The sequence below is a fragment of the Streptomyces sp. NBC_00539 genome, assembly GCF_036346105.1.
In the GTDB taxonomy this organism is placed as follows: Bacteria; Actinomycetota; Actinomycetes; order Streptomycetales; family Streptomycetaceae; genus Streptomyces.
Genome location: NZ_CP107811.1, coordinates 1,733,357 through 1,758,074, shown reverse-complemented (window position 1 = coordinate 1,758,074; position 24,718 = coordinate 1,733,357). Strand labels below are relative to the sequence as shown.

Below are 24,718 nucleotides of genomic sequence, written 5' to 3'. Positions count from 1 at the left end.
TCGTTGAGCGCCCTTTATCTAAAACATAGGTGAACGTTTGGCGTCACGGTGGCGGCGCCTGCTGTCGCCCGTGCTCGTGGGTTCGAGCGTTGGCGTCCCTGTAGGCCAGGTTCGACGCCGTCGACGACTGAGGGGTTATGTCCAAGCTGTCACTAAAGGCCGTCCAGAAGCTGACCTGCAAAAAGCGGGACGCCTGGTGGACGGTCCTTCTGGTCGACCCGGTGGCGACCCGCCTCGTCTGTCTGTTCGCCCGTTGGAACTTCGTGACGCCCAACCGCGTGACCTGGGCCGCGCTCTACGTGGGCCTCGGCTCGGCCTGGTTCTTCCTCCAGGGCGACTGGCTCTCCCTGTGCATCGGCGCGGCCCTCTACCACGTCAGCTTCATCCTCGACTGCATCGACGGCAAGCTCGCCCGCCTCAAGGGCAACGGCACCATCTTCGGCGGCTGGCTCGACTACGTCTTCGACCGCATCCGCGTGCTCTTCTGCGCGCTGGCCCTGATGGGTGGTCAGTTCCTGCTCCACGACGAGGAGATCTACCTCCTCGCGGCCCTCGCCGTGATCTTCCTCGACATGCTCCGCTACGTGGACGCCCTCCAGATCTACAAGATGCGCATGTCCATGCGGAACAAGATCGAGGCGGTCACCCTCGCCCGCCAGGCGGAGCAGGGGCTCGAGGAGGAGGAGCGCAAGGTCGTCTTCATCGAAGACCTGCTGCGCGAGAACCCCCTGGGCGAGGCCGACGCACTCAAGCGGGAGAAGGCCGAGACCGACCGGGCCGAGGTCATCGACCTGCACCAGCAGTTCCGCGAGCGCTTCCCCTGGTACGCGCGGGTCCGCCACGCCCTGGTGCAGAGCCGCATCCGGCCGCACCTCATCAGCGGCATCGAGTTCCAGATGTTCATCTTCATCGTGGGCCCGGTCATCGGCCACGTGCTGTGGACCACCGCCGTGTCGGCCGTGCTGATGGGCGCCTTCGAGCTCGTCATCATGTTCAAGTTCTGGCTCTCCACCCGCGACTTCACGCGCACGATGGAACGGCTCGACCCGGGCAACACCCCCTCGCGCGCCGGTTCCATCGCCCCCCACCTGCACGCCGGACGCCACCGTCGCCGCGGCGAGGACGACGCGCGCGCGATGCGGGCCGACCAGATGTTCCCCGCGCCCGAGCCGTACGAGGACCCCGGCTTCCAGCCGTACCCGCGGCCCTACACGGACGAGTACACGGGTGGTGTGACCGACACCATGCAGCTGCACAAGATCCCGTCCCAGCCGTCGCCGCGACCTGACTACGCCGAACCGGAGCGCCACCCCAGATGAGCTTCCCGGTCGACCCGTCGCAGTACCGCGTCACCATCGTCATCCCGGCCTTCAACGCGAGCGCCACGCTCGCCCGAGCGCTCCAGTCGGCCCTGGCCCAGACGCACCGCGGCATCGAGGTGCTCGTCGTCGACGACTGCTCCACCGACAACACCCTCGGGGTCGCCCGCCAGTTCGCCGGCCGGGACGGCCGGGTCCGCGTCATCGAGCGGCCGCACAACAGCGGCGGCTGCGGCGCCCCCCGCAACAACGGCATCGAAGCCGCATCCGGCCAGTTCGTGATGTTCCTCGACGCGGACGACGAGCTTCCGCTCAAGGCCGTCGAGACGCTGCTCTCCTCCGCCCTCACGACGGGGTCCGAGGTCACCGCCGGCCGTGTCGTACGCATCAACCTCGCCACCGACGAGATCACCGTCTGGCAGCCGCAGCTGTACCCCGCCGAGCAGACGGTGGGGGGCCTGGGGGCCATGCCGGAGCTCTTCGAGGACCCGATCGCGGCCGGCAAACTGTACCGCCGCGACTTCCTCGACAGCTTCGGCATCCGCTTCCCCGAGGGCGTCTTCTTCGAGGACACGTACTTCTCCACCGTCGCGAACTACCACGCCCGGTCCCTGACCCTCCTCGCCACCCCCGTCTACCGGTGGATGTGGGAGCGGGAGTCGGACCAGCCCTCGATCACCAACCGGCGGGGCGAACTGCGCAGCATCCGCGACCGCATCATGGTCCACCAGTACACCGACAGCTTCCTGTACAGCGTGGGCCGCCCGGACCTGCTGGCCCGCAAGGCCGCCAAGTTCCTCTCGCACGACCTGCGTCTCTACACCCCCGAGCTGCGCACCGGCGACCGCGCCTACCACAACGGTTTCCTGGCCGCCGTGGCCCCGTACCTGCGCACGCTCGAACCCGCCGCATTCGAGCTGTGCGGACCCATGGAGCGGGTGCGTGCCTTCGGGCTGATGCACGGCCGGGTCGACATCGCGGTCTCGGCCTCCGACTACATGCGCCGCCGCAGCGTCATCAGCTCCGACATCGTCGAGCGGGACGGCCGGGTGTTCTGGTCGGCGTCGCTGCTCGGCCACCCCGACGCCGAGCGGTTCCTCGAGGTCACCGAGCTGGAGCTGACCGGCCAGAAGCTCGCCGACGCCCGCCTGTACAACCAGGCGACGTCGGTCGAGCTGGTCGACGGCGAACTGCACATCTCGGGCGCGATACGCAACCAGTTCGGCCGGTTCCGCCCCGACGACAAGGTCGAGCTCATCGCGGTGCTGCGGCGACGCAGCACCAAGACGGACTACCGCTTCCCCGTCAGCGGCGTGGAGATCGACGCGGACTGGATCCGCTACCACAGCACGGTGGACCTCGCCTCCGCCGTGGACAAGGCCGACCAGGCGGGCCACTGGAACTTCTTCGTCCAGCTCCGCCACGACGGCGAACGCGCCTCCACCGCCCTGAACATCAGCGGCCTCGACGTCACCGGCCTGCGCCACCCCGGCAAGGCCGGCGTCCTGGAGGTCTACGAGACCGTCAGCGGCAACCTGGGCCTGCGCCCGGAGACCGAGCGACGGCAGGTCACCACCTCCGAGCGGGGCACCCCCTGGCTGTGGTGGCAGGACGTCGCCCCGGCCGTCCCGGCCGCGCCGCCCGAGCAGTACGAGGCGGCGATCGTGGTCCAGTGCCACAACGACGAGTACCACCTGCGCGAGTTCCTCTCCTCGCTCGTCGCGCAGCGCAGCTTCCCCGTCACCCAGGTGGTGTTCGTCGACGACGGGTCGAGCGACAGCACCGCGCAGCAATTGGCGGCCTTCGCGGCCTACTACCGCAACGCCCTCGTCGTCACCCAGCACCGCCTCGGCGTGCGCACCGCCTTCGACCACGGGCTGCGGTACGTCGCGGCCCCCTACGTGATGTTCGCACGCGCCCGGGACATCCTCGGCGAGGACTCCGTCGGCAGGCTGCTCACCGCGGCCCGCCGGGTCCGGGGTGCCGACGTGGTCGTGGGCCAGGCGGACAACTTCCCGGGCCCGTGGCGCGGCGCGGACGAGCCGTGGCAGCGGTACTTCAGTGCCAAGCAGCCCGTCCGCAGACTGGCGGACGCACCGTACCTGGTCTTCTCCACGCTGCTCGGCGGGAAGCTCTTCAAGACCTCCCACGTCCGTACGCACGGCTTCCGCTGCGGCCCGGGCCCCGGCCCCGAGGACGACTGGTTCACCGTCCCGGCCGTGCTCTACGCGAAGTCGGTGACCACCGCACCGGACGCGCGCTTCTTCGAACGCGAGGAGCAGAAGCAGGACTCGCTCTTCGACCACCCCTGGAACGACCCCGTCAAGGCGGTGGACCGGGTCCGCCTGGCCGCGTACGTCCTGGACTCGGTCCACGGAGCCCCGGCCCGCGTCGTGCGCCTGGCCCAGCGCTTCGTGGTCCGTACGACCCAGCCCTACGTCCGCAACATGCACAGGATCATGAGCAGACCGGAGCTCGCCGCGGTCCTGCCCCTGCTGAGATCCGTCTACGGCCCGATACCCGACGACGTGATCCTCCAGTACGCGACGCATCCCCAGTCCAGGGTCCAGCACCACGCGATCGTCACGGGCAACCTCGACCTCTTCGCCGACCCGCTCGGCAAGCCCGACTACCTGCCCACCCTCTTCCTCGACGAACAGGGGATGTACCGCAGGCTCGCGAGCGACCCGGTGCAGACCAGGCTGCTGCGCATCCAGCGGGCCGGCGCCGTCCTGGAGACGTTCGTCTGGGACGACGACGAGATGCATTTCGAAGGGCTCCTCGTCTTCTCCGGCGTGGACATCGACACCGCCTTCACCAACCGCGTCCAGCTGGTGCTGTCCGACGGGGAGCGGGAGGTGACCATTCCCGTGGAGCAGGTCTACCGGCGCGACCGCTGGCGTACCCGCAAGAACCAGGACTGGCTCTCCGGCTGGCGCGCCACGGTCCGCCCGTCGGCGCTCGACACGCTGCGCAACGCGGAGCTGACCCTGACCGTCCGCGTGCTCAGCGGCGACCTCCACCACGACATCCACGTGGCGGCCCGGCAGATGCTGCACCGCTTCAAGGGGGTGCACACCTCGGGACGGCAGCGCTTCGTCCTGTCGATCGACGACGACGAACAGGTCACCGTCCGCTGGGTGCGCGGCTTCCTGGCCCGGCGCAAGGACAAGCTGCGCCGGTTCGGCCGGGAACTGCGCAACTCGCTCCCGGGCCGCCCCGGCTGGCGCACCCGCCTGATGTACTGGCTGACCTACCCCTACCTGCACGGCCGGGGCATATGGATCATCGGCGAGCGCGAGGACACCGCGCAGGACAACAGCTACCACCTGTTCGCCTGGATCCGGCAGAACCGGCCCAAGTGCAAGATCTACTACTCCCTCAACGGAGACTCCCCCGACTGGGACAAGGTCGCCCGCTTCGGGCAGGTCATCGACCGGCTGTCGTGGAAGCACCGGGCGTACCTGCTCCACGCGGAACGCCTGATCAACGCCTACGACCTGGAGGCCTACCTCGGCTTCCCGGGCCTGCACAAGCGCGCCTTCCTGCGGGGCTACGGCGACCTGCTGCGCTACAAGCGGGTCTTCCTCCAGCACGGTGTCGTCTACAACGACGTCGTCGCCTCGGTCCACGGCCAGGCCACCAACGTCGACATGGTGCTCACCACGGGGCGCAGCGAGCGGTCCTACTACGCCGAGCACTGCGGCTACGGGTACCAGCGCGTCGCGGCGACCGGCCTGCCGCGCTTCGACGCCCTGGAGCCGGTGCCCGGGCTGCGACGGGTGCTGGTCATGCCGACCTGGCGCCGGGACATCGTGGCACCGTCCTACAACAAGGCGGCCAAGCCCGAGATCCCGTTCCCCGCGTCCGAGTACTACCGGTTCTTCTCCTCGCTGCTGCGCAACGAGCGGCTGCTGAAGGCGCTCCAGTACTACGGCGTCGAGCTGGAGTTCATGCCGCACTACGAGATCCGGCCCTACCTCAACCACTTCAAGATCGACCATCCGTCGATCACCGTGTCCTCGACCGGCCGGGACGTGCAGCTCGCGATGCGCGAGTGCTCGATGCTGGTCACCGACTACTCGTCCGTCTTCTTCGACGTGGCCTACATGGGCAAGCCCGTCGTCTACACGAACTTCGACGACGAGTCCTTCTACAGCAAGCACTACAAGCGCGGCTACTTCGACCTGGCGCGCGACGGCTTCGGTCCGGCCTGCCGTACCGTCGACCACGCGGTCGACGAGATCATCGCGACCATGGGCCGGGACTTCGAGGTGGAGCCCCGGTACCGGCAGCGCGCCGAGGAGTTCTTCGTCCTGCGCGACACCTCGAACTGCGAGCGCGCCTACCAGGTGATCGAAACGATGGATGCGAACGCCGTGGGTGACCAGCGGGCGCAGCTGTACCTCGGAGCACGCGGCTTCGGGGAGTTCTGAGAGGTACGTGACAGTCGCACCATGACGTCGGTATTCCTGGCGGGCGAATCCACCGTCTGTGACCGCCAGCGCAGCAGGGCCCCCATGGCCGGTTGGGGCCAGGCCCTGCCCCTGTTCCTCCACGGGCCCGCGGTGATCAATTGCGCGCGGGCCGGGGCGAGCAGCACGAGCTTCGTGCAGCGCGGGCGCCTGGGGTGGATCCTGGAGCAGATCACCCCCGGCGACCTGCTGCTGATCTCCTTCGGCCTCAACGACATGAAGCCGGGGGAGGACGTGTTCGCCGCGCCCTTCGAGGGGTTCCAGGCCAATCTGCGGCACTACGTGAACGAGGCGCGGGACCGGGGCGCGCACCCGGTGCTCGTCACTCCCCACGAGCGGCGGGTGTTCGACCGGTTCGGCAACATGCGCCGACCGCTGCACCTGTACCCGGCCGCGATGCGCGAGGTGGCCGTGCGGCTGTCGGTACCTCTGATCGACCTGAACGAGTGGAGCGTCGCCTGGTGGCGGCAGGCCGGCCCGGAAGGCACCAGGGCGATATTCCTGCACCTGGCACCGGGGGAGCACCCCAACTACCCCGAGGGCGTGGCCGACAACACCCACCTGCGGGACGCCGGCGCGATCGAGTGTGCCCGCTTCGTCGCGAACGAGATGCGGGCGCGGGTCCTGCTGCCGGCCGCCTGCTTCCGGAACGTGGAGACGGCCCTCGACCCCGCCCGGGCCCTGGAGTTCCCCGACGACGCCGCCTTCGCGTACCTGACCAAGACCCGGACCACGGGAGGCAGGCGATGAGCGGCTGGTTCCCGCTGGTCCGCGCCTGGGTCGCGCAGGGCCCGTACTCGGGTGTGGTCGACCTGGCGGCCACCGCCGATCCGGCGCTCGCGCTCGTACCCGGGCAGCGCTTCCGGCTCGCCATGACGGTGACCCCGAGCGGCGGGGCCCACCGGACGTACGGCTACCTCCTGGGCGAGGACCTGGGCGACGCGGTGGTCCTGGAGGAGCTGCAGCACCTGCGCCGGCTGCCCAACGGCAGGTACGCCGCCTTCGCCCCGCAGACCCGGGCGATCACCGCCGACTGCGTGGTCAGGGTGCGGGACGACGCCCCGGACGGCTCCGTCGTGATGCCGCGCGTCGTGGTCGGCCTCATGATCGCCCAGGGCGACAAACTCGTCCCGTCCGCCGGTATCGAGGACCGCGGTTTCCACGTGCGCCGCCGGGTGGTCCCCGGCCGGCCGCTGCTCCTCGCCCCGGGCGGACACGTCACCCTGCCCGGATCAACCGCCGACGGGCTGAGACTGAGCGCGGTCTCCCCCGCCCGCCGCGGAAGGCTCAGCTGCGCCCCCGACGGGTCGCTCACCTACCAGGCGCCCGCGTCCTACCAGGGTTACGACCGGTTCACCTGCACCTACGAGGACCTCGCGGGGCACACCCATCCGTCAGAGGTGGTCATCCACATCGGTGACCTCGGCATGTCCCCGGGGGCGCTGAATGTCTTCCACGGCTAGAAGGACCGCCCTGGCGGTCGTGCTGACGACGGCCCTCGCCCTGACGGGCTGTTCGGGCCCGGCGGGTACCCCGGACGGCCGGGACTCCCCGGACGAGCAGGTCCGCGACGTCGTCCTGCCCCAGGGCGTCGGCTACCGCACGTTCGTCCGGAAACTCGACGGCCGCTCGCCCTCGCACGTCCACGTGCTGACCATCGCCCCCGACGCCCGGGCCCGGGTGGGCGGCCTGCACGGCGCCAACCTCGCGAGCGCCGAGACGGTACGGGAGATGGCCGGGTCGGCCGGGGCGCTGGCAGCCGTCAACGCCTCCTACTTCGACATCCACACCGGCAAGTACTACAGCGGATACGAAGGCGATCCACTGGGTCTGTACGCCGAGGGCGGCAAGGTGCTCAGCGAGGCGACGAACGGCCGGCCGGCCCTGCTCCTCGGATACACCGGCGGCCGGCTCGATGCCCGCGTCGACGAGATCACCACCGAGGAGCAGGTGACGTCGGACGACGGTGAAGCCCACGAACTGGACGGTTTCAACCGGGTCCCGGGCCGCGTACTGGGTTGCGGAGGGGTCGGTGGCGACCGGCTGTCCGACACCGAGGAACCGATGCAGGAGCCGTACGGCGGGCTGTGCACGGACACGAGCGAGCTCGTGGTGTTCACGCAGGAGTGGGGCGACTGGACTCCGCCCGGCCCCCCGGGCAGCATGGAGGCGCTGCTCGACGCCGACGGGCGGGTGGTGGGCGTACGCAAACCGGCCGGCGGGAGCATGCCGAAGAACGGCAGCACGCTCTACGCGATCGGGTCCGGCGTCGACTGGCTGCGCACCCACGCGCCCAAGGGCAGTGTGGTCACGCCCTCGGTGCGGATGAAGGACGCGATGGGGCGGACGGTGCCCGGGCCCGTCGACACGGCGGTCGGTGGACGCTACCGGCTGCTGCGTGACGGCGTGTCCGCGCTCGGGGAAAACGCCGCGCTCACCAGGAGGGCCCCGCGCACGGCGGCCGGAGTCACCGCGGACGGCACCCTCCTCCTGGTGACGGTCGACGGCCGGGAATCCCGGGTGAGCGCCGGGGCCACGCTCAGCGAGGCCGCAGACCTCATGGCCTCGCTCGGCGCCGAGAACGCCGTCGGCCTCGACGGCGGCGGATCCACGACCGTGGTCGTGGGCGGGAAACTGCGCAACAGGCCCCGGGAGACCGCGGGCCAACCGGTCACGGAACGGCCCGTGGCCAACGCGCTGGCGCTCTTCGACCACTGAGCGCCCCGGCGCTGCCGCCGGAAACGGCCGATGCCGCACCACCCGCCGGGGTGGTGCGGCATCGGCCGTTTCGCGCCGGGACGACCCGTCAGGCCGGGACGCTCGCCAGGCCGGGCGCGAGGAACTTCTTGCCGTTCACCCGCTCGGAGACGCCTTCGCGGTCCAGGTACGGCGTGATGCCGCCCAGGTGGAAGGGCCAGCCGGCGCCCGTGATGAGGCAGAGGTCGATGTCCTGGGCCTCGGCCACGACACCCTCCTCCAGCATCAGGCCGATCTCCTGCGCCACCGCGTCCAGGACGCGGTCGCGCACCTGCTCCTCGGTCAGGACCGAGTCGCCCTGCACCAGGAGCGCGGCGACCTCGGGGTCCAGCTCCGGCTTGCCGGAGTCATAGACGTAGAAGCCGCGCTTGCCGGCCTCGACGACCCGCTTGAGGTTCGGGGAGACGGTGAAGCGCTCCGGGAAGGCGCGGTTCAGCGTCTCGGAGACGTGCAGGCCGATCGCCGGGCCCACGAGCTCCAGCAGCACCAGCGGGGACATCGGCAGACCGAGGGGCTCGATGGCCTTCTCCGCGGTCTCGACCGGGGTGCCCTCGTCGATGACGTTCTGGATCTCGCCCATGAAGCGGGTCAGGATGCGGTTCACGACGAACGCCGGGGCGTCCTTGGTGAGGACCGCGGTCTTCTTCAGCTTCTTGGCCACGCCGAAGGCCGTCGCCAGCGAGGCGTCGTCCGTCTGCTCACCGCGGACGATCTCCAGCAGCGGGAGGATCGCGACGGGGTTGAAGAAGTGGAAACCGACCACGCGCTCGGGGTGCTGGAGCTTGGAGGCCATCTCCGACACCGACAGCGAGGAGGTGTTGGTGGCGAGGATCGCGTGCGCCGGGGCGACCGCCTCGACCTCCGCGAACACCTTCTGCTTGACGGACATCTCCTCGAACACGGCCTCGATGATGAAGTCCGCGTCCGCGAAGCCCTCGGCCTTGTCCAGGACACCGCTCACCAGGGCGGTCAGGCGGTTCGCCTTGTCCTGGTTGATGCGGCCCTTGCCGAGCAGCTTCTGGATCTCGGCGTGGACGTAGCCGACGCCCTTGTCCACCCGCTCCTGGTCGATGTCGGTGAGGACCACCGGCACCTCCAGGCGGCGCAGGAACAGCAGCGCCAGCTGCGAGGCCATCAGGCCCGCGCCGACGACGCCGACCTTGGTGACCGGACGGGCCAGCGACTTGTCCGGGGCGCCCGCCGGGCGCTTGGCGCGCTTCTGCACCAGGTTGAAGGCGTAGATGCCCGAGCGCAGTTCACCGCCCATGATGAGGTCGGCGAGGGCCTTGTCCTCGGCGTCGAAACCGGCCTGGAGGTCGCCGTCCTTGGCCGCGGCGATGATCTCCAGCGCGCGGTAGGCGGCCGGAGCGGCTCCGTGCACCTTGGAGTCCGCGAGGAAGCGGCCCTTGGCGACGGCCGCGTCCCAGGCGTCACCGCGCTCGATCTCGGCGCGGACGACCTCGGTGGTGCCGTTCAAGACGTTCGCGGTCCACAGGAGCGACTGCTCCAGGAAGTCCGCGCCCTCGAACAGCGCGTCGGCGATGCCCAGGTCGAAGACCTGCTTGCCGCGCAGCTGCTTGTTCTGGTTGAGCGAGTTCTCGATGATGACCGAGACCGCGCGCTCCGCGCCGATGAGGTTCGGCAGCAGGGCGCAGCCGCCCCAGCCGGGAACCAGGCCGAGGAAGACCTCGGGGAGGGAGAAGGCCGGGATGGCCTTCGAGACGGTGCGGTAGGTGCAGTGCAGACCGACCTCGACGCCGCCGCCCATCGCCGCACCGTTGTAGTACGCGAAGGTGGGGACGGCCAGGGCCGACAGGCGCTTGAAGACGTCGTGGCCGCCCTTGCCGATGGCGAGCGCCTCGTCGTGGTTCTTGAGGAGCTCGACACCCTTGAGGTCGGCGCCGACCGCGAAGATGAACGGCTTGCCGGTGATGCCCGCGCCGACGATGGAGCCGGCGGTGGCCTCCTGCTCGACCTGGTCGATCGCCGCGTCCAGGTTGGCGAGGGACTGCGGGCCGAAGGTGGTCGGCTTGGTGTGGTCGAAGCCGTTGTCCAGCGTGATGAGCGCGAAGCGCCCGGCGCCGAAGGGCAGGTCCAGGTGGCGTACGTGCGCCTGGGTCACGACCTCGTCCGGGAACAGCTCGGCCGCGCCCTTGAGGAGCTCAGTGGTGGTGCTCACTTGGCGTCTCCCTCGGAGGTGAAGTGCGGGTTCTCCCAGATGACCGTCGCGCCCATGCCGAAGCCGACGCACATGGTCGTCAGGCCGTAGCGGACGTGCGGCTGCTCCTCGAACTGGCGGGCCAGCTGCGTCATCAGGCGGACGCCGGAGGAGGCGAGCGGGTGGCCGAACGCGATCGCGCCGCCGTACTGGTTGACGCGGGAGTCGTCGTCGGCGATGCCGTAGTGCTCCAGGAAGGCGAGCACCTGGACCGCGAACGCCTCGTTGATCTCGAACAGGCCGATGTCGGAGATCGACAGGCCGGCCTGGGCGAGGGCCTTCTCGGTGGCCGGGATCGGGCCGTAGCCCATGACCTCCGGCTCGACACCCGCGAAGGAGTACGAGACCAGGCGCATCTTGACCGGGAGGTTGTTCTCCCGGGCGAAGTCCTCGGACGCGATGATCGCGGCGGTGGCACCGTCGTTGAGACCGGCGGCGTTGCCCGCGGTGACGCGGCCGTGCGTACGGAACGGGGTCTTGAGGCCGGCCAGGTTCTCCAGCGTGGTGCCCGGGCGCATCGGCTCGTCGGAGGTGACCAGGCCCCAGCCCGTCTCACCCGCGGCCTCGTTGGTGTTGCGCACCGAGATCGGGACCAGGTCCTGCTGGATCTTGCCGTCGGCGTACGCCTTGGCGGCCTTCTCCTGCGAGCGCACGGCGTACTCGTCGGCGCGGAGCTTGGTGATCGTCGGGTACCGGTCGTGCAGGTTCTCGGCGGTCATGCCCATGAACAGGGCGGACTCGTCGACCAGCTTCTCGGAGACGAAGCGCGGGTTGGGGTCGACGCCCTCACCCATGGGGTGGCGGCCCATGTGCTCGACACCGCCGGCGAGGGCGACGTCGTAGGCACCGAAGGCCACACCGCCCGCGACGGCGGTCACGGCGGTCAGCGCGCCGGCGCACATGCGGTCGATCGAGTAGCCCGGGACCGACTGCGGGAGGCCCGCGAGGATGCCGGCCGTGCGGCCCAGCGTCAGGCCCTGGTCACCGATCTGCGTGGTCGCGGCGATGGCGACCTCGTCGATCTTCGCGGGGTCCAGGTCCGGGTTGCGGCGCAGCAGCTCCCGGATCGCCTTCACGACGAGGTCGTCGGCACGGGTCTCGTGGTAGATGCCCTTCGGGCCCGCCTTGCCGAACGGGGTGCGGACGCCGTCGACGAAGACGACGTCCCTGACGGTACGAGGCACGTTGGCTCTCCTCCAGGTGCGGGGTGGCACTGCTGCGCGTGGCGCCGCTCACTGAGCGGGCGCTCACCCGGCCCATGCTACTTGTGAGTAACTCATGTGGACACCCCCGGGCCGCGGAGCGGCGAAGGTCACACCGCGCGCGCCGCCGTCGGGCGCCGAGCGGCCACGCGAAAGCCCCCGGCGCGGGCCGGGGGCTTCGGTGGAGATCAGGCGGTGGCGGCCAGCGCCTCGACCAGGGCCGGGGTGACCTGCTCGACCTGCCACGGGCGGGCGCCGTAGCCGGCCAGGGCCTCGGCCACCGTCTCCGGCTCCAGCCGCTGCGGCGGCTCCCAGCACAGCCGGCGGACCGTGTCCGGGGCGATCAGGTTCTCCTGCGGCAGGTTCAGCCCCTCCGCCAGCGCGGAGACGGCGGCGCGGGCGGCCGACAGCCGCGCGGCCGCGGCCGGGTCCTTATCCGCCCAGGCGCGCGGGGGCGGCGGGCCGGCCGGGGTCGCGCCCGGCTGCGGCAGCTCGCTCTCGGGAAGCGCCCGCGCCCGGTCCACGGCGGCCATCCACTGCTCCAGCTGCCGGCGCCCCATCCGCTGCCCGAAGCCGGGCAGCGCGGACAGCGCGGTGGCGTTTGCCGGAAGGGCCAGGGCCGCCTCGACGATCGCGGCGTCACCCAGCACCTTGCCCGGCGAGACGTCGCGCCGCTGGGCGATCCGGTCGCGCGACTCCCACAGCTCCCGCACGACGGCCATCTGCCGGCGCCGGCGCACCTTGTGCATGCCGGACGTCCGGCGCCACGGGTCCTTGCGGGGCGGGGCGGGCGGCGCGGAGGCGATCGCCTCGAACTCCTGGTGGGCCCATTCCAGCTTGCCCTGCCGGTCCAGTTCCTTCTCCAGCGCGTCCCGCAGGTCCACCAGCAGCTCCACGTCGAGCGCCGCGTAGCGCAGCCACGGTTCGGGGAGCGGGCGGGTGGACCAGTCGACCGCGGAGTGGCCCTTCTCCAGTACGTAGCCCAGCACGCCCTCGACCATCGCGCCCAGCCCGACCCGCGGGAAGCCGGCCAGCCGGCCCGCCAGCTCGGTGTCGAACAAGGAGGTGGGGGTCATGCCTATTTCACGCAGGCACGGCAGGTCCTGGGTGGCGGCGTGCAGGATCCACTCGGTACCGCTCAGGGCGTCGCCCAGCGTGGACAGGTCGGGGCACCCGACCGGGTCGATCAACGCCGATCCGGCGCCTTCGCGGCGCAGCTGCACGAGGTAGGCGCGCTGGCCGTACCGGTATCCGGAGGCGCGTTCGGCGTCCACGGCGACGGGGCCGGTGCCCGCGGCGAAGGCCGCGACCACCCGGGCCAGGGCGTCGTCGTCGGCGACCACCGGGGGGATCCCCTCGCGGGGTTCGAGCAAGGGAATCGGCGCCTTGTCGACGTCGTCCGGAGGGCCGCCCCCGGTGGTGGTGCGCAGGTCTGCTGCGGTCTCTTGGGCGTCGGTCACCGCTCAAGGGTATCCGTGGATGTGACGCGCCCGTCGCCGGAACGTTCCGTCGACGGGCGCGGGGGTGGAGCGGGGGTGCGGCGCGGACTTTTCCCGGGGGTTCCCCGGGACGTCGCCCAGGAGCCTCCGGGCGGGGTCAGTGGATGATCCCGGTCCGCAGCGCGACGGCGACCATCCCGGCCCGGTCGCCGGTGCCCAGCTTGCGGGCGATCCGGGCGAGGTGGGACTTGACGGTCAGGGCGGACAGGCCCATCGAAACGCCGATGGCCTTGTTGGACTGGCCCTCCGCGACGAGGCGCAGGACCTCGACCTCGCGGCCGGAGAGCTCGCGGTAGCCGCCCGGGTGGCTCGGGGCACCCGGGGGGCGGCGGTGCATACGGGCGGCCGCGGCGCCGATGGGGGCGGCACCGGGACGGGTGGGGAGCCCGATGTTGGTACGGGTGCCGGTGACGACGTAGCCCTTGACTCCGCCCGCGAGGGCGTTGCGTACGGCGCCGATGTCGTCGGCGGCGGACAGGGCCAGGCCGTTCGGCCAGCCGGCGGCGCGGGTCTCGGAGAGCAGGGTGAGACCGGAACCGTCGGGCAGGTGTACGTCGGCCACGCAGATGTCGCGCGGGCTGCCGACGCGGGGGCGGGCCTCCGCGATGGACGACGCCTCGATCACATCACGTACTCCGAGGGCCCACAGATGGCGGGTCACGGTGGAACGGACGCGCGGGTCGGCCACGACGACCATGGCCGTCGGCTTGTTCGGGCGGTAGGCGACCAGGCTTGCGGGCTGCTCGAGAAGAACGGACACCTAGGCCTCCTGGGGGAGTGGCGGGACGTCCGGCTCGGGGAAGGAAGCCGGTGCGCTCCGTGCTGATGGTCACTGACTCTTTCGGCACGTCACCCGCCCGGCTTTAGGGAATGATCACGATTTGGTGAGTAACAATTCGGGCAATTCGGACGCATGATCGATCAAGTGATGATCAGAAGGCCGCAACGGGCGCCCAGTTCTGACACTCCGGAGCGGCGACACGCGCCCGCCCGGCACCCCGCCGGGCCCCCCTGGGCCGTACGGCCCTTCCCTCACGGGTGGTGCGGCCCCCGCCGTTGTGGCAGGGAGACCACACCCGTTCCCGAGTCCGTCGGCCCCACCGGCGGCAGCCCCGCGATCTGGCACAGCAGCTCGCACCAGGCCGACAGGTGCGCCGCGGTGTCCGGCACCCCGCCCACCCCCTCGCGGGGCGTCCAGGAGGCCCTGATCTCGATCTGGGTGGCCGGACGCCGCTCCGCGAGACCGCCGAAGTAGTGCGAGCTCGCCATGGTCACGGTCCCGCTCGCCTCCCCGTACGTCAGCCCGCGCGCGTCCAGCGCCCCCGTCAGCCAGGACCAGGAGACCTCCGGCAGGAGCGGGTCCGCGGCCATCTCCGGCTCCAGTTCCGCCCGTACGAGGGTCACCAGGCGGAAGGTGCCCTGCCAGGCGTCGTGCCCCGCCGGATCGTGGAGCAGGATCAGCCGGCCGTCGGCCAGATCGTCCTCGCCGTCGACGACCGCCGCCTCCAGGGCGTAGGCGTGCGGGGCCAGTTTCCGGGGCGGCTTCGTGGGGTCGATCTCGATCCCCGCGCGCAGCCGCGCCTTCTTCAAGCCGTCGACCGCCCGCCGGAACGGGAGCGGGACGGAGCTCTCCTTCGCGCTGTCCATACCGTCAGCGCCATCTGAAAATCGTCCCTGAGCCGCAGCCATGCGGGGAAGACTAGGCGGAACGAGCGTCCCTGCGGCGCAGGGACACCCGCACCGGGCCGGGCACTTCTTCATACGTGCGAAGATTTGGGTCGTGAGCGCCATTGACCGCCCGACGGGCCAGCCGAGTCAGACGTACGATTCCGCCTTCCTGAAGGCGTGCCGGCGCGAGCCGGTGCCGCACACCCCCGTGTGGTTCATGCGGCAGGCCGGGCGCTCCCTCCCCGAGTACCGCAAGGTGCGCGAGGGCACGGCCATGCTGGAGTCCTGCATGCGCCCCGAGCTGGTCACCGAGATCACGCTGCAGCCGGTGCGTCGGCACAAGGTGGACGCGGCGATCTTCTTCTCCGACATCGTGGTGCCGCTCAAGGCCATCGGCGTCGACCTGGACATCAAGCCGGGCGTCGGCCCGGTCGTGGCCCAGCCGATCCGGCGCCGTGAGGACCTCGCACAGCTGCGCGACCTCACCCCGGAGGACGTCTCGTACGTCACCGAGGCGATCGGCATGCTCACGGGTGAACTCGGCTCCACGCCGTTGATCGGCTTCGCCGGCGCGCCTTTCACCCTCGCGAGCTACCTGGTCGAGGGCGGCCCGTCGAAGAACCACGAGCACACCAAGGCCCTGATGTACGGCGACCCGGAGCTGTGGGCCGACCTGCTGGACCGCCTCGCGGAGATCACCTCCGCCTTCCTGAAGGTCCAGATCGAGGCCGGGGCCTCCGCGGTCCAGCTCTTCGACTCCTGGGTCGGCGCGCTGGCCCCGGCGGACTACCGCCGCTCGGTGATGCCGGCGTCGGCCAAGGTCCTGCAGTCCGTCGCCTCGTACGGGGTCCCGCGCATCCACTTCGGCGTGGGCACGGGCGAGCTCCTCGGCCTGATGGGCGAGGCCGGCGCGGACGTCGTGGGCGTCGACTACCGGGTCGCGCTCGACGAGGCCGCCCGCCGGGTCGGCCCCGGCAAGGCGCTCCAGGGCAACCTGGACCCGGCGGTGCTGTTCTCCACCGAAGACGCGGTGCGGGCCAAGACGGACGAGGTCCTCGCGGCCGCGGCCGGCCTGGAGGGCCACGTCTTCAACCTGGGCCACGGCGTCCTGCCGACCACGGACCCCGACGCCCTGACCCGCCTCGTGGACTACGTCCACACCCGCACGCAGCGCTAGCCGGTCCCGGGGGCGGGTGCCCGCGGCGCCACTCCCCGCCCCGCCCTTCCACCGTTCCCCGGGCCCCGGGCCCCGCCCGGACCTGAGCCCCAAGCGCCGGCGGGGCTGGAAATCTCCAGCCCCGCCGACGTTTTGGGGCGCGGCCCCGCAGGGTTCACACCCCGGCCGCCCGCACCGCGGACACCGCCTTGCGGGCCGCGACCAGGATCGGGTCCCAGACCGGGGAGAAGGGGGGCGCGTAGCCCAGGTCCAGGGACACGACCTGCTCCACCGTCATACCGGCCGTCAAGGCCACCGCGGCGATGTCCACCCGCTTCGCGGACCCCGCCCCGCCGACGATCTGCACCCCCAGCAGCCGCCCCGTCCGCCGCTCCGCCAGCATCTTGACCGTCATCTTCGCCGCGCCCGGGTAGTACCCCGCCGTCGTGGTCGACTCGATCGTCGCCGTCACGAACCGCAGCCCCGCCGCCAGCGCGTCCTTCTCGCGCAGTCCCGTCCGCGCGATCTCCAGCTCGCACACCTTGCTCACCGCCGTGCCCACCACTCCCGGGAACGTCGCGTAGCCGCCGCCGACGCCCGCGCCGATCACCTGGCCGTGCTTGTTGGCGTGCGTGCCCAGCGGGATGTGCCGGTTGCGGCCCGCCACCAGGTCCAGGACCTCCACGCAGTCGCCGCCCGACCAGATGTCCTCGTGGCCCCGCACCCGCATCGACAGGTCCGTCAGCAGCCCGCCGGACTCGCCGAGCGGCAGCCCCGCAGCCCGGGCCAGGGCGGTACGCGGCTCGACGCCGATGCCCAGCACGACCACGTCCGCCGGGTACTCCGCACCCGCCGCCGTGGCCACCGCCACCGCCCGGCCCTCCTCGTCCGTGAGGATCTTCGTCACCTCGGCCCCGGCCACCGTAAGGATGCCCATGCGGTTCATCGCGCCGTGCACCAGCGCGCCCATGTCCGGGTCCAGCGTCGCCATCGGCTGCTCGCCGCGGTGCAGCACCGTCACCTCGAGGCCGCGCCCCACCAGGGCCTCCGCCATCTCCACGCCGATGTAGCCGGCGCCGACCACGACCGCCCTGCGGCCCCGGGTCCGCTCCAGGGTGTCCATCAGGCGCTGCCCGTCGTCCAGGGTCTGCACCCCGTGCACCCCGTGCGCGCCGATCCCGGGCAGGCGGGGGCGGACCGGGCGGGCGCCCGTCGCCAGCACGAGCTTGTCGTACTCCGTCCAGCCCTCGGCGCCCGATTCGAGGTCCCGGCTGCGGACCCGCCGGCCCGCGAGGTCGAGCTCCACGACCTCCGTGCGCATGCGCAGGTCGATGTCACGGGCCCGGTGCTCCTCGGGGGACCGGGCGATCAACTCGTCCCGCTGCGCGACCCGTCCGCCGATCCAGTACGGGATGCCGCACGCCGAGTACGAGGTGAAGTGCCCCCGCTCGAAGGCGGTGATGGCGAGTTCCGCCGGGCCCTTCAACCGCCGGGCCTGGGAAGCGGCGGCCATCCCCGCCGCGTCGCCGCCGACCACCACCAGTCGTTCCGCTGCCATCGTCCGCACCGTCCTCCGCCTGCGCCGCCGTCACGTGCAGGACACGCTACGGGCGAACGGCCGAATGCGTGTTCCGTTCGCGGTCCCGCTCCCGCTCCCGTTCCCGTTGCCGGTCCCGGGACCGGTCGCCGCGAGGACCGGGGCCCGGCCGCGTTGATCGGTCTGAGACGATGTGCCCATGCACGAAGCGGACACGCGTACGGACCGGCCGGGTACCCCCGGCCACGTCGTCGTCATCGGCGGTGGCATCGCCGGCCTCGCGGCCGCCCACCGGCTGCTCACCGACGGCGTCCGCGTCACGCTCCTGGAAGCCGGCCCCCGCCTCGGCGGCAAGCTGCACGCCGGCGAACTGGCGGGCGCCCCCGTCGACCTCGGCGCGGAGTCCATGCTCGCCCGCCGCCCCGAAGCCGTGGCCCTGGCCCGGGCCGTGGGGCTCGGCGACGCGCTCCAGTCGCCCGCCACCGCCACCGCCCACCTGTGGACCCGAGGAGCCCTGCGGCCCATGCCGCACGGCCATGTCATGGGCGTCCCGGGCGACTTGGAGCCCCTCGCCGCCTCCGGGGTGCTCTCCGCCGAGGGCCTGGCCCGGGTCGAGGCCGAGCCGACGCTGGCGCCGGCGGAGATCGGCGAGGACGTCGCCGTCGGCGAGTACGTCGCCGCCCGCCTCGGCCGTGAGGTCGTCGACCGGCTCGTGGAACCGCTGCTCGGCGGTGTCTACGCGGGCGACGCCTACCGGATCTCGATGCGGGCCGCCGTGCCGCAGCTCTACGAGGCCGCCCGTACGCACGCGCTGCTGGGCGAGGGCGTACGGGAACTGCGGCGCCGGGCGGAGGCACTGCCCCAGGCGGGCGGTCCGGTCTTCGCCGGGATCGAGGGCGGCGTCGGACGGCTCCCGCTCGCGGTGGCCGGGGCCTGCCGGGCCGCCGGAGCGCGCCTGCACACCGGTCGTCCCGTGCAAGAGGTCATCCGCACGTCCGACGGCTGGCGCGTGATCGCCGGGTCCGAGGTCATCGAGGCCGACGGCGTGGTCCTGGCCACCCCGGCCGGAGCCTCCGCCCGGCTGCTCGACGCGCTCGCGCCCGCGGCCGCCGCGGAGCTGCGCGCCGTCGAGTACGCCTCGGTGGCCCTGGTGACGATGGCCTTCCGGCGCTCCGACCTGCCGCCCGCGATCACCGACGGCGGGGCCAGCGGGTTCCTCGTGCCGCCCGTCGACGGCCGCACCATCAAGGCCTCCACCTTCTCCAGCAACAAGTGGGCCTGGTCGGGCGCCGATCCGGACCTCTTCCTGCTGCGCACGTCCGTGGGCCGCCACGGCGACGAGGCCGTGCTGGAGCGCGAGGACGCCGAGCTGGTCGAGGTCTCCCTGCGCGACCTCGGCGAGGCCGTGGGCCTCGCGGCCCGCCCGGTCGCCTCCACCGTCACGCGCTGGGACGGAGGCCTGCCCCAGTACCCCGTCGGCCACCTCGCCCGCGTCGCCCGCGTCCGCGCCGCCGTCGCGGCCCTTCCCGGCCTCGCGGTGTGCGGCGCGCTCTACGACGGCGTGGGGATCCCGGCGTGCGTCGCGAGCGCCGGCAAGGCCGCCGACGTGGTGCTCGGAGCGCTCGGGGGCACGTTCGGCACCCCTGGCACAGACCACTGATCAGCACACGGGACAATAGGCACATGACTGCACCAGAGAAGATTCCCAACGCGGGGAAGAAGGCGAAGGACCTGAACGAGGTCATTCGCTACACCCTGTGGTCCGTCTTCAAGCTGAAGGACGTTCTCCCGGAGGACCGCACCGGCTTCGCCGACGAGGTCCAGGAACTCTTCGATCAGCTGGCCGCCAAGGACATCACCGTCCGCGGCACCTATGACGTCTCCGGCCTGCGCGCCGACGCCGACGTCATGATCTGGTGGCACGCGGAGACGGCGGACGAGCTCCAGAGCGCCTACAACCTCTTCCGCCGCACCAAGCTGGGCCGCTCCCTGGAGCCGGTCTGGTCGAACATGGCCCTGCACCGCCCGGCCGAGTTCAACAAGTCCCACATCCCGGCCTTCCTGGCCGACGAGAACCCGCGCGAGTACGTCAGCGTGTACCCCTTCGTGCGCTCGTACGACTGGTACCTGCTGCCCGACGAGGACCGCCGCCGCATGCTCGCCGACCACGGGAAGATGGCCCGCGGCTACCCCGACGTGCGGGCCAACACCGTCGCCTCGTTCTCGCTCGGCGACTACGAGTGGCTGCTGGCCTTCGAGGCCGACGAACTGTGGCGCATCGTCGACCTCATGCGTCACCTGCGTGCCTCCGAGGCCCGTATGCACGTCCGTGAAGAGGTGCCCTTCTACACCGGACGCCGCAAGTCCGTCGCCGATCTGGTGGCCGGGCTCGCCTGATACCTCCCCTGGGGGGAAGGACCGGAGGAGTCCGCTCCGCGAGAGGAGCGGCGTTCCGGTGATCGGGAGGCCCCGCCCCCGAATCGACGCAGCCGGAGACCCCGCCCGGAAGTTCAGACGACCGGCGGCAGCAGCGCCCTGGGAGCATTCCCCCGGGTGCCCGCCGCCCGCTCGTCCAGCGACACCGGTGCGGGCTCCGGATGCGGCGCGCACGAGGCACGCCACCTCGGGGTGCCTCCCGTCAGCAAGTACCGCTCCACATGACGGTCGACGCAGTCGTTGTGACCGCCGGCCACCCCGTGCTGGCCCGCTCCCTCCTCCGTGACCAGCGCGGCCGACGGGGCCAGCCGCCGCTGCAGCTCCAGGGCGCCCGGGTAGGGGGTCGCCCCGTCCCGCTCCGCCGCCACGATCAGCGTGCGGGGGAGCCCCGGCCGCCCGGCCGCCACGTCCACCGGGCGCTGCCGCTCGCGCACCGGCCAGGAGGCGCAGGGCAGGTTGAGGAACGCGTTGGCCCAGGTCTCGAAGGGCGCCCGGCGCGCCACCTCGGTGTTGTCCCGGTCCCAGGTCTCCCAGTCGGCGGGCCAGGGGGCGTCGTTGCACAGCACCGCCGTGTAGACGGCCGTCGCGTTCTCGACGGCGGCGGCCCGCGCCGGGTCCGGTGCCGCCTGTTCCGTCAGCGGACCCGGGTCGCCGCGCAGGTAGGCCGCCAGCGCCCGGGCCCGGTCCGGCCAGACGTCGTCGTAGTAGGCCGTCTGGAGGAAGGCGGCGTGCAGTTCGCCCGTCCCCACGACCCCGCCCGCGGGGGTGCGGGCCAGTGCGGCCCGGACGCGCTCGTAGGCACCCAGCACGGCTTCCGGCGTGGCGCCGAGGCCGTACGCGGCGTGGTGGCGGGCGGTCCAGGCGCGGAAGTCGTACCAGCGGCGCTCGAAGCCGGGTCCCTGGTCGAGGTTGTTGCGGTACCACACGCGCCGCGGGTCGGGGTCGACGGCCGAGTCGAAGACCATGCGGCGCAGGTGGCCCGGGTAGAGGGTGGCGTAGACGGCCCCCAGGTAGGTGCCGTACGAGGCGCCCAGGAAGTTCAGCTTCGGTTCCCCGAGGGCGGCGCGGAGCACGTACAGGTCCCGGACGTTGTTCAGGGTCGTGTAGTACGGCAGGGCGGCGCCGGCCCGCCGGGCGCAGCCGAGGGCGTAGGCCCGGGCGGCGGCGGCCCGTTGCCCCTTGTACGCGGGTGAGGGGTCGGCCGGGACCTGGGTGGGCGCCCCGGCGCGGGCGGCCGGCTCCCGGCAGGAGAGCGGGGCGGAGCGGCCGACCCCGCGCGGGGCGTACCCGATGAGGTCGTAGGCGGCGGCGACGCGCTGCCAGGAGGGCAGGGTCCCGTAGAGCGGGAAGGCCATCCCGGAGGCGCCGGGCCCGCCCGGGTTGTGGACGAGGGCGCCCTGCCGGGCCGCTCCGCCGCGGCCGGTGGCGGGAACCCGGCTGACGGTGAGGGAGATGTGCGGGCCGTCGGGGCGGGCGTAGTCGAGCGGGACGCGCAAGGCCGCGCACCGGACGGGGTCGGGCAGCATCTCGGCGTCGGGGCAGGGCCCGAAGTCGAGCAGCGGCGGGTTGCGGGCGACGACCTCGGCCCCGGCGGCCTCGGCAGCCTCGGCAGCCTCGGCGGCCTCGGCGGCCCCCGTGCCCCCGTCGGTCCCGGCGGCGGCCCGGGCGGGGACGGGACCGGTCAGAGCCAGGGAGAGGACCGCCGCGACGACCGCGCGGCGTGCGAGCTTCCTGCGCATGGCGGCCCTCTCATCTCATCGGCTGATCCGATCAGATGCCGCGCGGGCGTCGCTGTACAGCACCCCGCGCCGGGTGTCGCCCCGCTCCGCCCTTTTGTCGTACCGCGCCGGGCCGACGGGCGGTCAGGAGCTGCTGGAACAGCTGGAGCCGGAGGAGGACGAGCAGGAGGAGGCCGAGGAGCAGCCGGATCCCGAGGAGGACGAGCAGCCGGAGCCCGACGAGCCGGAGCAACCGGAACCGGACGAGCACCCCGAGCCGGTGGAACAGGCGGAGGCGGAACAGCTGGAACCGGAGGAGCCGCAGCCGGAACCGGCGCCCGCGCAGGAGGAGCCCGAGCCCCCGCCGTCGGCCGCCGCACACCACACCAGCGGCCCGAACGGGACGGCCGCATCGGACGAGCCGGAGTCGCCGGCCCGCCGCGGACCGGACTGCGCAGCGGCCAGGCGGGTGCCGCGGGCGGCCGGCACCAACTGCTGCCGCAGGTACGGGTCCCGCAGACCGCGCAGCCCGAACAGGGCCGTCTGCACGCGCGGGGTCCGGTCGCCCGCGTACCGGGCCCGCATCGCGCCCAGCGCCTCCCGCCCCGCCGGCGTGATCCGCCGACGGGCCCGGCGCGAGCCGGTGACCCCGCACGCGATCCCGATCAGCAGCGCGGGCAACACCTCGAAGACGAACGGCACCTGGAACCCCCGCTCCGGCGCCCACGCCACGAAGGTGAGCACCAGGGACACCGGCACCAGCACCGCGCACACCACCGCCTGGGCCAGCCCCCAGCGGCGCCACCCGCGCCCGGATCCGGGCACGGTGATCAGCCCGCGGTCGGCCAGGGCGTCCCCGGTCTCCTGCACGGCCGGGTCGACCATGGCCGCGTACCGCACCTGGTACAGCCACCCCGACGGGGCCCGCAGCAGGGCCTGGAGCACGGCGCGCTCGGCGACGTCGGCGGCCCGCACCCCGGGCCGGGCGTGGACGATGCCGGGGCCGCCGACCACCAGCCGGCCATCGCAGAGGAGGGACACGAGCGCGCTGTCCACGACCGCCCCGGGCCCGCCCACCAGGAACGCGGCCTCCGACAGGTCGTGCAGGTACGCCGCCGCGCCGGACGCCGAGGAGCGCCGCCCGCGCCCGCCGAGCAGGAGCAGCACGCTGGAGACCGCCACGGCGAGCCAGACCGCCACGGCGAGCGCGTTCACGCCGCCCTCGCCACGAGCGCACGCGCCCACCGCACGACCCGGCGCGGCGGCCGCGCCCCGGCCCGCTCCCGCCACCAGGCGGTGAGACGGCGGCGGGCCGCCGGGTCGGCCGGCAGGCCGCGGATCAGCAGGTGCTCGGCGAAGTCCAGGGCGTCCCGGCGGTACCCGGCCCTCATCGGGCGGCCCCGGGCGTAGCCGAGGAACGCGGTGCGGTACGCGTCGCCGCCGCCCAGGAGCGCGGGCAGCTCCGGCGCCACCTTCGCCACCACCGAAGCGCGCTTGGCGGCCAGCGCCCGCGCCTGGACCCGGATCCGCTGCCGGTCGAAGCCCTCCGGTACGGGGGTTCCCGCGACGAGCGCGGACAGCAGGGCGGCCTGCTGGAGCCCGAGCCGGGTCCGGAGGGAGTCCGTCACGGTCTCCGGGACGCCGGCCCGGTCCTCCACGGCGTCCGCGTCCGTCTGCGGGACCGCGACCGCGTCCGGGGCGGGGCCCGAGGCATCGGAAGCCGCACGTGCGCGGGGCCGGCCCGCGGAGGCCGAGCCCCCGGCAGACGCAGCGCGCAGGGCCGGGGCGGGTGGGACCGGGCGGCCCGTCAACACGTCGCGGATGGCCCGGAGTTCCCCGGCCAGCTCACCCTCCGGCGGGAAGTCGTCGTCCCGCTCCAGCAGGACCCCGGCCGGCTCCACCCGTGCCCGCAGCTGCGCCAGTACGTCCAGCACCACCTCCGGCACGGGGTGCGCGTGCGTGTCGTGCCACACGCCGCCGCGCTCCACACCCCCGGCGACGTGCACGTACGCCAGCGCCTCCAGCGGGATCGCGTCGAGCACCGCCGCCGGGTCCTCGCCCCGGTTCACCCGGTTGGTGTGCAGGTTCGCCACGTCGATGAGCAGCCGCACCCCCGTCCGCTCCACCAGCTCGGTCAGGAACCGCGCCTCCGTCAGCTCGTCCCCGGGCCACGGGAACAGCGCGGCGATGTTCTCCAGCGCCAGCGGCACGGGCAGCGCGTCCTGCGCGATCCGGACGTTCTCGCAGAGCACGTCCAGCGCCTCCCGGGTGCGCGGCACCGGGAGCAGGTGCCCGGCCTCCAGCGCCGGCGAGGAGGTGCGTACGTACGCGATGTGCTCGGTGACCAGCGGCGCCCCCAGCGCCACGGCCCGCTCCCCGAGCGCGGCCAGCTTCCCGGCGTCCGGGCGGTCGGCGCCGCCGAGGCCCAGGGAGACCCCGTGCGGGACGACGCGGACGCCGCGCTCCAGCAGCCGCGTCAGCGAGGCCGGCAGATGGCCGGGGCAGATGTTCTCCGCCACCACCTCGACCCAGTCCAGGCCGGGCAGCCGTTCCACCGCTTCCGCGATCTCAGGCCGCCAGCCGATGCCCACCCCCAGGTGTGCCACGGGCTTCATGTCCCCGCCCCCCTTCCCTCGGTCCGTACGCCGGTGTGATGGCCCCGGCGAGGTCCCGCCAACCCGCCGGAGGGGACGTTCAGAGCAACATTTGAGGTTCCGCCGCGGCCGCCCCCGG

17 protein-coding genes are annotated in these 24,718 nt (G+C 72.7%); 8 read left to right on the top strand and 9 right to left on the bottom strand.

The annotated features are described in order from the left end of the window. The first annotated feature begins 137 nt into the window (after positions 1–137). From OG861_RS07625 to OG861_RS07605, 5 genes are read left to right on the top strand one after another with little or no spacing between them, the layout of a single operon-like run. A complete protein-coding gene (locus OG861_RS07625) occupies positions 138–1,319 on the top strand; it encodes a CDP-alcohol phosphatidyltransferase family protein (protein WP_329199225.1) in 1,182 nt (393 codons plus the stop codon). After that, positions 1,316–5,755: a bifunctional glycosyltransferase/CDP-glycerol:glycerophosphate glycerophosphotransferase gene (locus tag OG861_RS07620; protein ID WP_330261557.1), complete on the top strand. Its 4,440-nt coding sequence runs from the start codon at positions 1,316–1,318 to the stop codon at positions 5,753–5,755. Before OG861_RS07625 ends, OG861_RS07620 begins: the two co-directional genes overlap by 4 nt. A 21-nt stretch (positions 5,756–5,776) precedes the next feature. Beyond that, positions 5,777–6,544 (top strand): rhamnogalacturonan acetylesterase, encoded by a 768-nt coding sequence (locus OG861_RS07615; protein ID WP_330261556.1) that lies wholly within the window; start codon positions 5,777–5,779, stop codon positions 6,542–6,544. Beyond that, positions 6,541–7,257 carry an Ig-like domain-containing protein gene (locus OG861_RS07610; protein ID WP_330261555.1) on the top strand — a complete coding sequence of 239 codons (717 nt, stop codon included), beginning with the start codon at positions 6,541–6,543 and terminating at the stop codon, positions 7,255–7,257. Before OG861_RS07615 ends, OG861_RS07610 begins: the two co-directional genes overlap by 4 nt. Beyond that, the gene (locus OG861_RS07605; RefSeq protein WP_330261554.1) at positions 7,241–8,512 is read left to right on the top strand and encodes a phosphodiester glycosidase family protein; all 1,272 of its coding nucleotides are present in this window, start codon (positions 7,241–7,243) and stop codon (positions 8,510–8,512) included. Before OG861_RS07610 ends, OG861_RS07605 begins: the two co-directional genes overlap by 17 nt. Before the next feature lie 88 nt (positions 8,513–8,600). Here the strand turns inward: OG861_RS07605 and OG861_RS07600 are convergent, their stop codons facing one another. From OG861_RS07600 to OG861_RS07580, 5 genes are all read right to left on the bottom strand, one after another. Beyond that, positions 8,601–10,730 (bottom strand): 3-hydroxyacyl-CoA dehydrogenase NAD-binding domain-containing protein, encoded by a 2,130-nt coding sequence (locus OG861_RS07600; RefSeq protein WP_330261553.1) that lies wholly within the window; start codon positions 10,728–10,730, stop codon positions 8,601–8,603. Then, complete coding sequence (locus OG861_RS07595) at positions 10,727–11,953, bottom strand: thiolase family protein (RefSeq protein ID WP_329199237.1); 1,227 nt, start codon at positions 11,951–11,953, stop codon at positions 10,727–10,729. The genes OG861_RS07600 and OG861_RS07595 overlap by 4 nt, the downstream gene beginning before the upstream one ends. Positions 11,954–12,159: 206 nt before the next feature. Next, positions 12,160–13,431, bottom strand: coding sequence for a ribonuclease D (locus OG861_RS07590; RefSeq protein WP_330261552.1), 1,272 nt, complete (start codon positions 13,429–13,431; stop codon positions 12,160–12,162). A 136-nt stretch (positions 13,432–13,567) separates the two neighbouring features. Beyond that, positions 13,568–14,230: a helix-turn-helix transcriptional regulator gene (locus tag OG861_RS07585; protein WP_007267191.1), complete on the bottom strand. Its 663-nt coding sequence runs from the start codon at positions 14,228–14,230 to the stop codon at positions 13,568–13,570. A 272-nt stretch (positions 14,231–14,502) separates the two neighbouring features. Next, positions 14,503–15,159, bottom strand: coding sequence for a DUF3000 domain-containing protein (locus OG861_RS07580; RefSeq protein ID WP_330261551.1), 657 nt, complete (start codon positions 15,157–15,159; stop codon positions 14,503–14,505). 91 nt (positions 15,160–15,250) lie between these two features. Between OG861_RS07580 and hemE the strand changes: the two genes are divergently transcribed. Further along, on the top strand, positions 15,251–16,315 hold the full coding sequence (gene hemE / locus OG861_RS07575) for a uroporphyrinogen decarboxylase (RefSeq protein WP_330261550.1): 1,065 nt from the start codon (positions 15,251–15,253) through the stop codon (positions 16,313–16,315). A gap of 154 nt (positions 16,316–16,469) precedes the next feature. On the opposite strand, the gene OG861_RS07570 is transcribed toward hemE, so the two are convergent. Beyond that, complete coding sequence (locus tag OG861_RS07570; protein WP_330261549.1) at positions 16,470–17,852, bottom strand: FAD-dependent oxidoreductase; 1,383 nt, start codon at positions 17,850–17,852, stop codon at positions 16,470–16,472. A gap of 178 nt (positions 17,853–18,030) precedes the next feature. Between OG861_RS07570 and hemG the strand changes: the two genes are divergently transcribed. Together hemG and hemQ are read left to right on the top strand one after the other, a co-directional pair. Further along, positions 18,031–19,491, top strand: a complete 1,461-nt coding sequence (hemG, locus tag OG861_RS07565) for a protoporphyrinogen oxidase (protein ID WP_330261548.1) — start codon at positions 18,031–18,033, stop codon at positions 19,489–19,491. 23 nt (positions 19,492–19,514) lie between these two features. After that, a complete protein-coding gene (gene hemQ, locus OG861_RS07560; RefSeq protein WP_329199249.1) occupies positions 19,515–20,228 on the top strand; it encodes a hydrogen peroxide-dependent heme synthase in 714 nt (237 codons plus the stop codon). Positions 20,229–20,341: 113 nt separating this feature from the next. On the opposite strand, the gene OG861_RS07555 is transcribed toward hemQ, so the two are convergent. The 3 genes from OG861_RS07555 to OG861_RS07545 form a co-directional block, all read right to left on the bottom strand. Next, a complete protein-coding gene (locus OG861_RS07555) occupies positions 20,342–22,006 on the bottom strand; it encodes an alpha/beta hydrolase (protein WP_330261547.1) in 1,665 nt (554 codons plus the stop codon). Between the two features lie 123 nt (positions 22,007–22,129). Further along, complete coding sequence (locus OG861_RS07550) at positions 22,130–23,200, bottom strand: TIGR04222 domain-containing membrane protein (RefSeq protein WP_330261546.1); 1,071 nt, start codon at positions 23,198–23,200, stop codon at positions 22,130–22,132. Next, on the bottom strand, positions 23,197–24,600 hold the full coding sequence (locus OG861_RS07545) for a DUF692 domain-containing protein (protein WP_330261545.1): 1,404 nt from the start codon (positions 24,598–24,600) through the stop codon (positions 23,197–23,199). The genes OG861_RS07550 and OG861_RS07545 overlap by 4 nt, the downstream gene beginning before the upstream one ends. Positions 24,601–24,718: the final 118 nt, after the last annotated feature.

Coding starts and splice junctions, on each gene's coding strand:
- OG861_RS07625 (WP_329199225.1), top strand. CDS start 138: ATGTCCAAGCTGTCACTAAAGGCCGTCCAGAAGCTGACCTGCAAAAAG.
- OG861_RS07620 (WP_330261557.1), top strand. CDS start 1,316: ATGAGCTTCCCGGTCGACCCGTCGCAGTACCGCGTCACCATCGTCATC.
- OG861_RS07615 (WP_330261556.1), top strand. CDS start 5,777: ATGACGTCGGTATTCCTGGCGGGCGAATCCACCGTCTGTGACCGCCAG.
- OG861_RS07610 (WP_330261555.1), top strand. CDS start 6,541: ATGAGCGGCTGGTTCCCGCTGGTCCGCGCCTGGGTCGCGCAGGGCCCG.
- OG861_RS07605 (WP_330261554.1), top strand. CDS start 7,241: ATGTCTTCCACGGCTAGAAGGACCGCCCTGGCGGTCGTGCTGACGACG.
- OG861_RS07580 (WP_330261551.1), bottom strand. CDS start 15,159: ATGGCTGCGGCTCAGGGACGATTTTCAGATGGCGCTGACGGTATGGAC.
- OG861_RS07570 (WP_330261549.1), bottom strand. CDS start 17,852: ATGGCAGCGGAACGACTGGTGGTGGTCGGCGGCGACGCGGCGGGGATG.
- hemG (WP_330261548.1), top strand. CDS start 18,031: ATGCACGAAGCGGACACGCGTACGGACCGGCCGGGTACCCCCGGCCAC.
- hemQ (WP_329199249.1), top strand. CDS start 19,515: ATGACTGCACCAGAGAAGATTCCCAACGCGGGGAAGAAGGCGAAGGAC.
- OG861_RS07555 (WP_330261547.1), bottom strand. CDS start 22,006: ATGCGCAGGAAGCTCGCACGCCGCGCGGTCGTCGCGGCGGTCCTCTCC.
- OG861_RS07545 (WP_330261545.1), bottom strand. CDS start 24,600: ATGAAGCCCGTGGCACACCTGGGGGTGGGCATCGGCTGGCGGCCTGAG.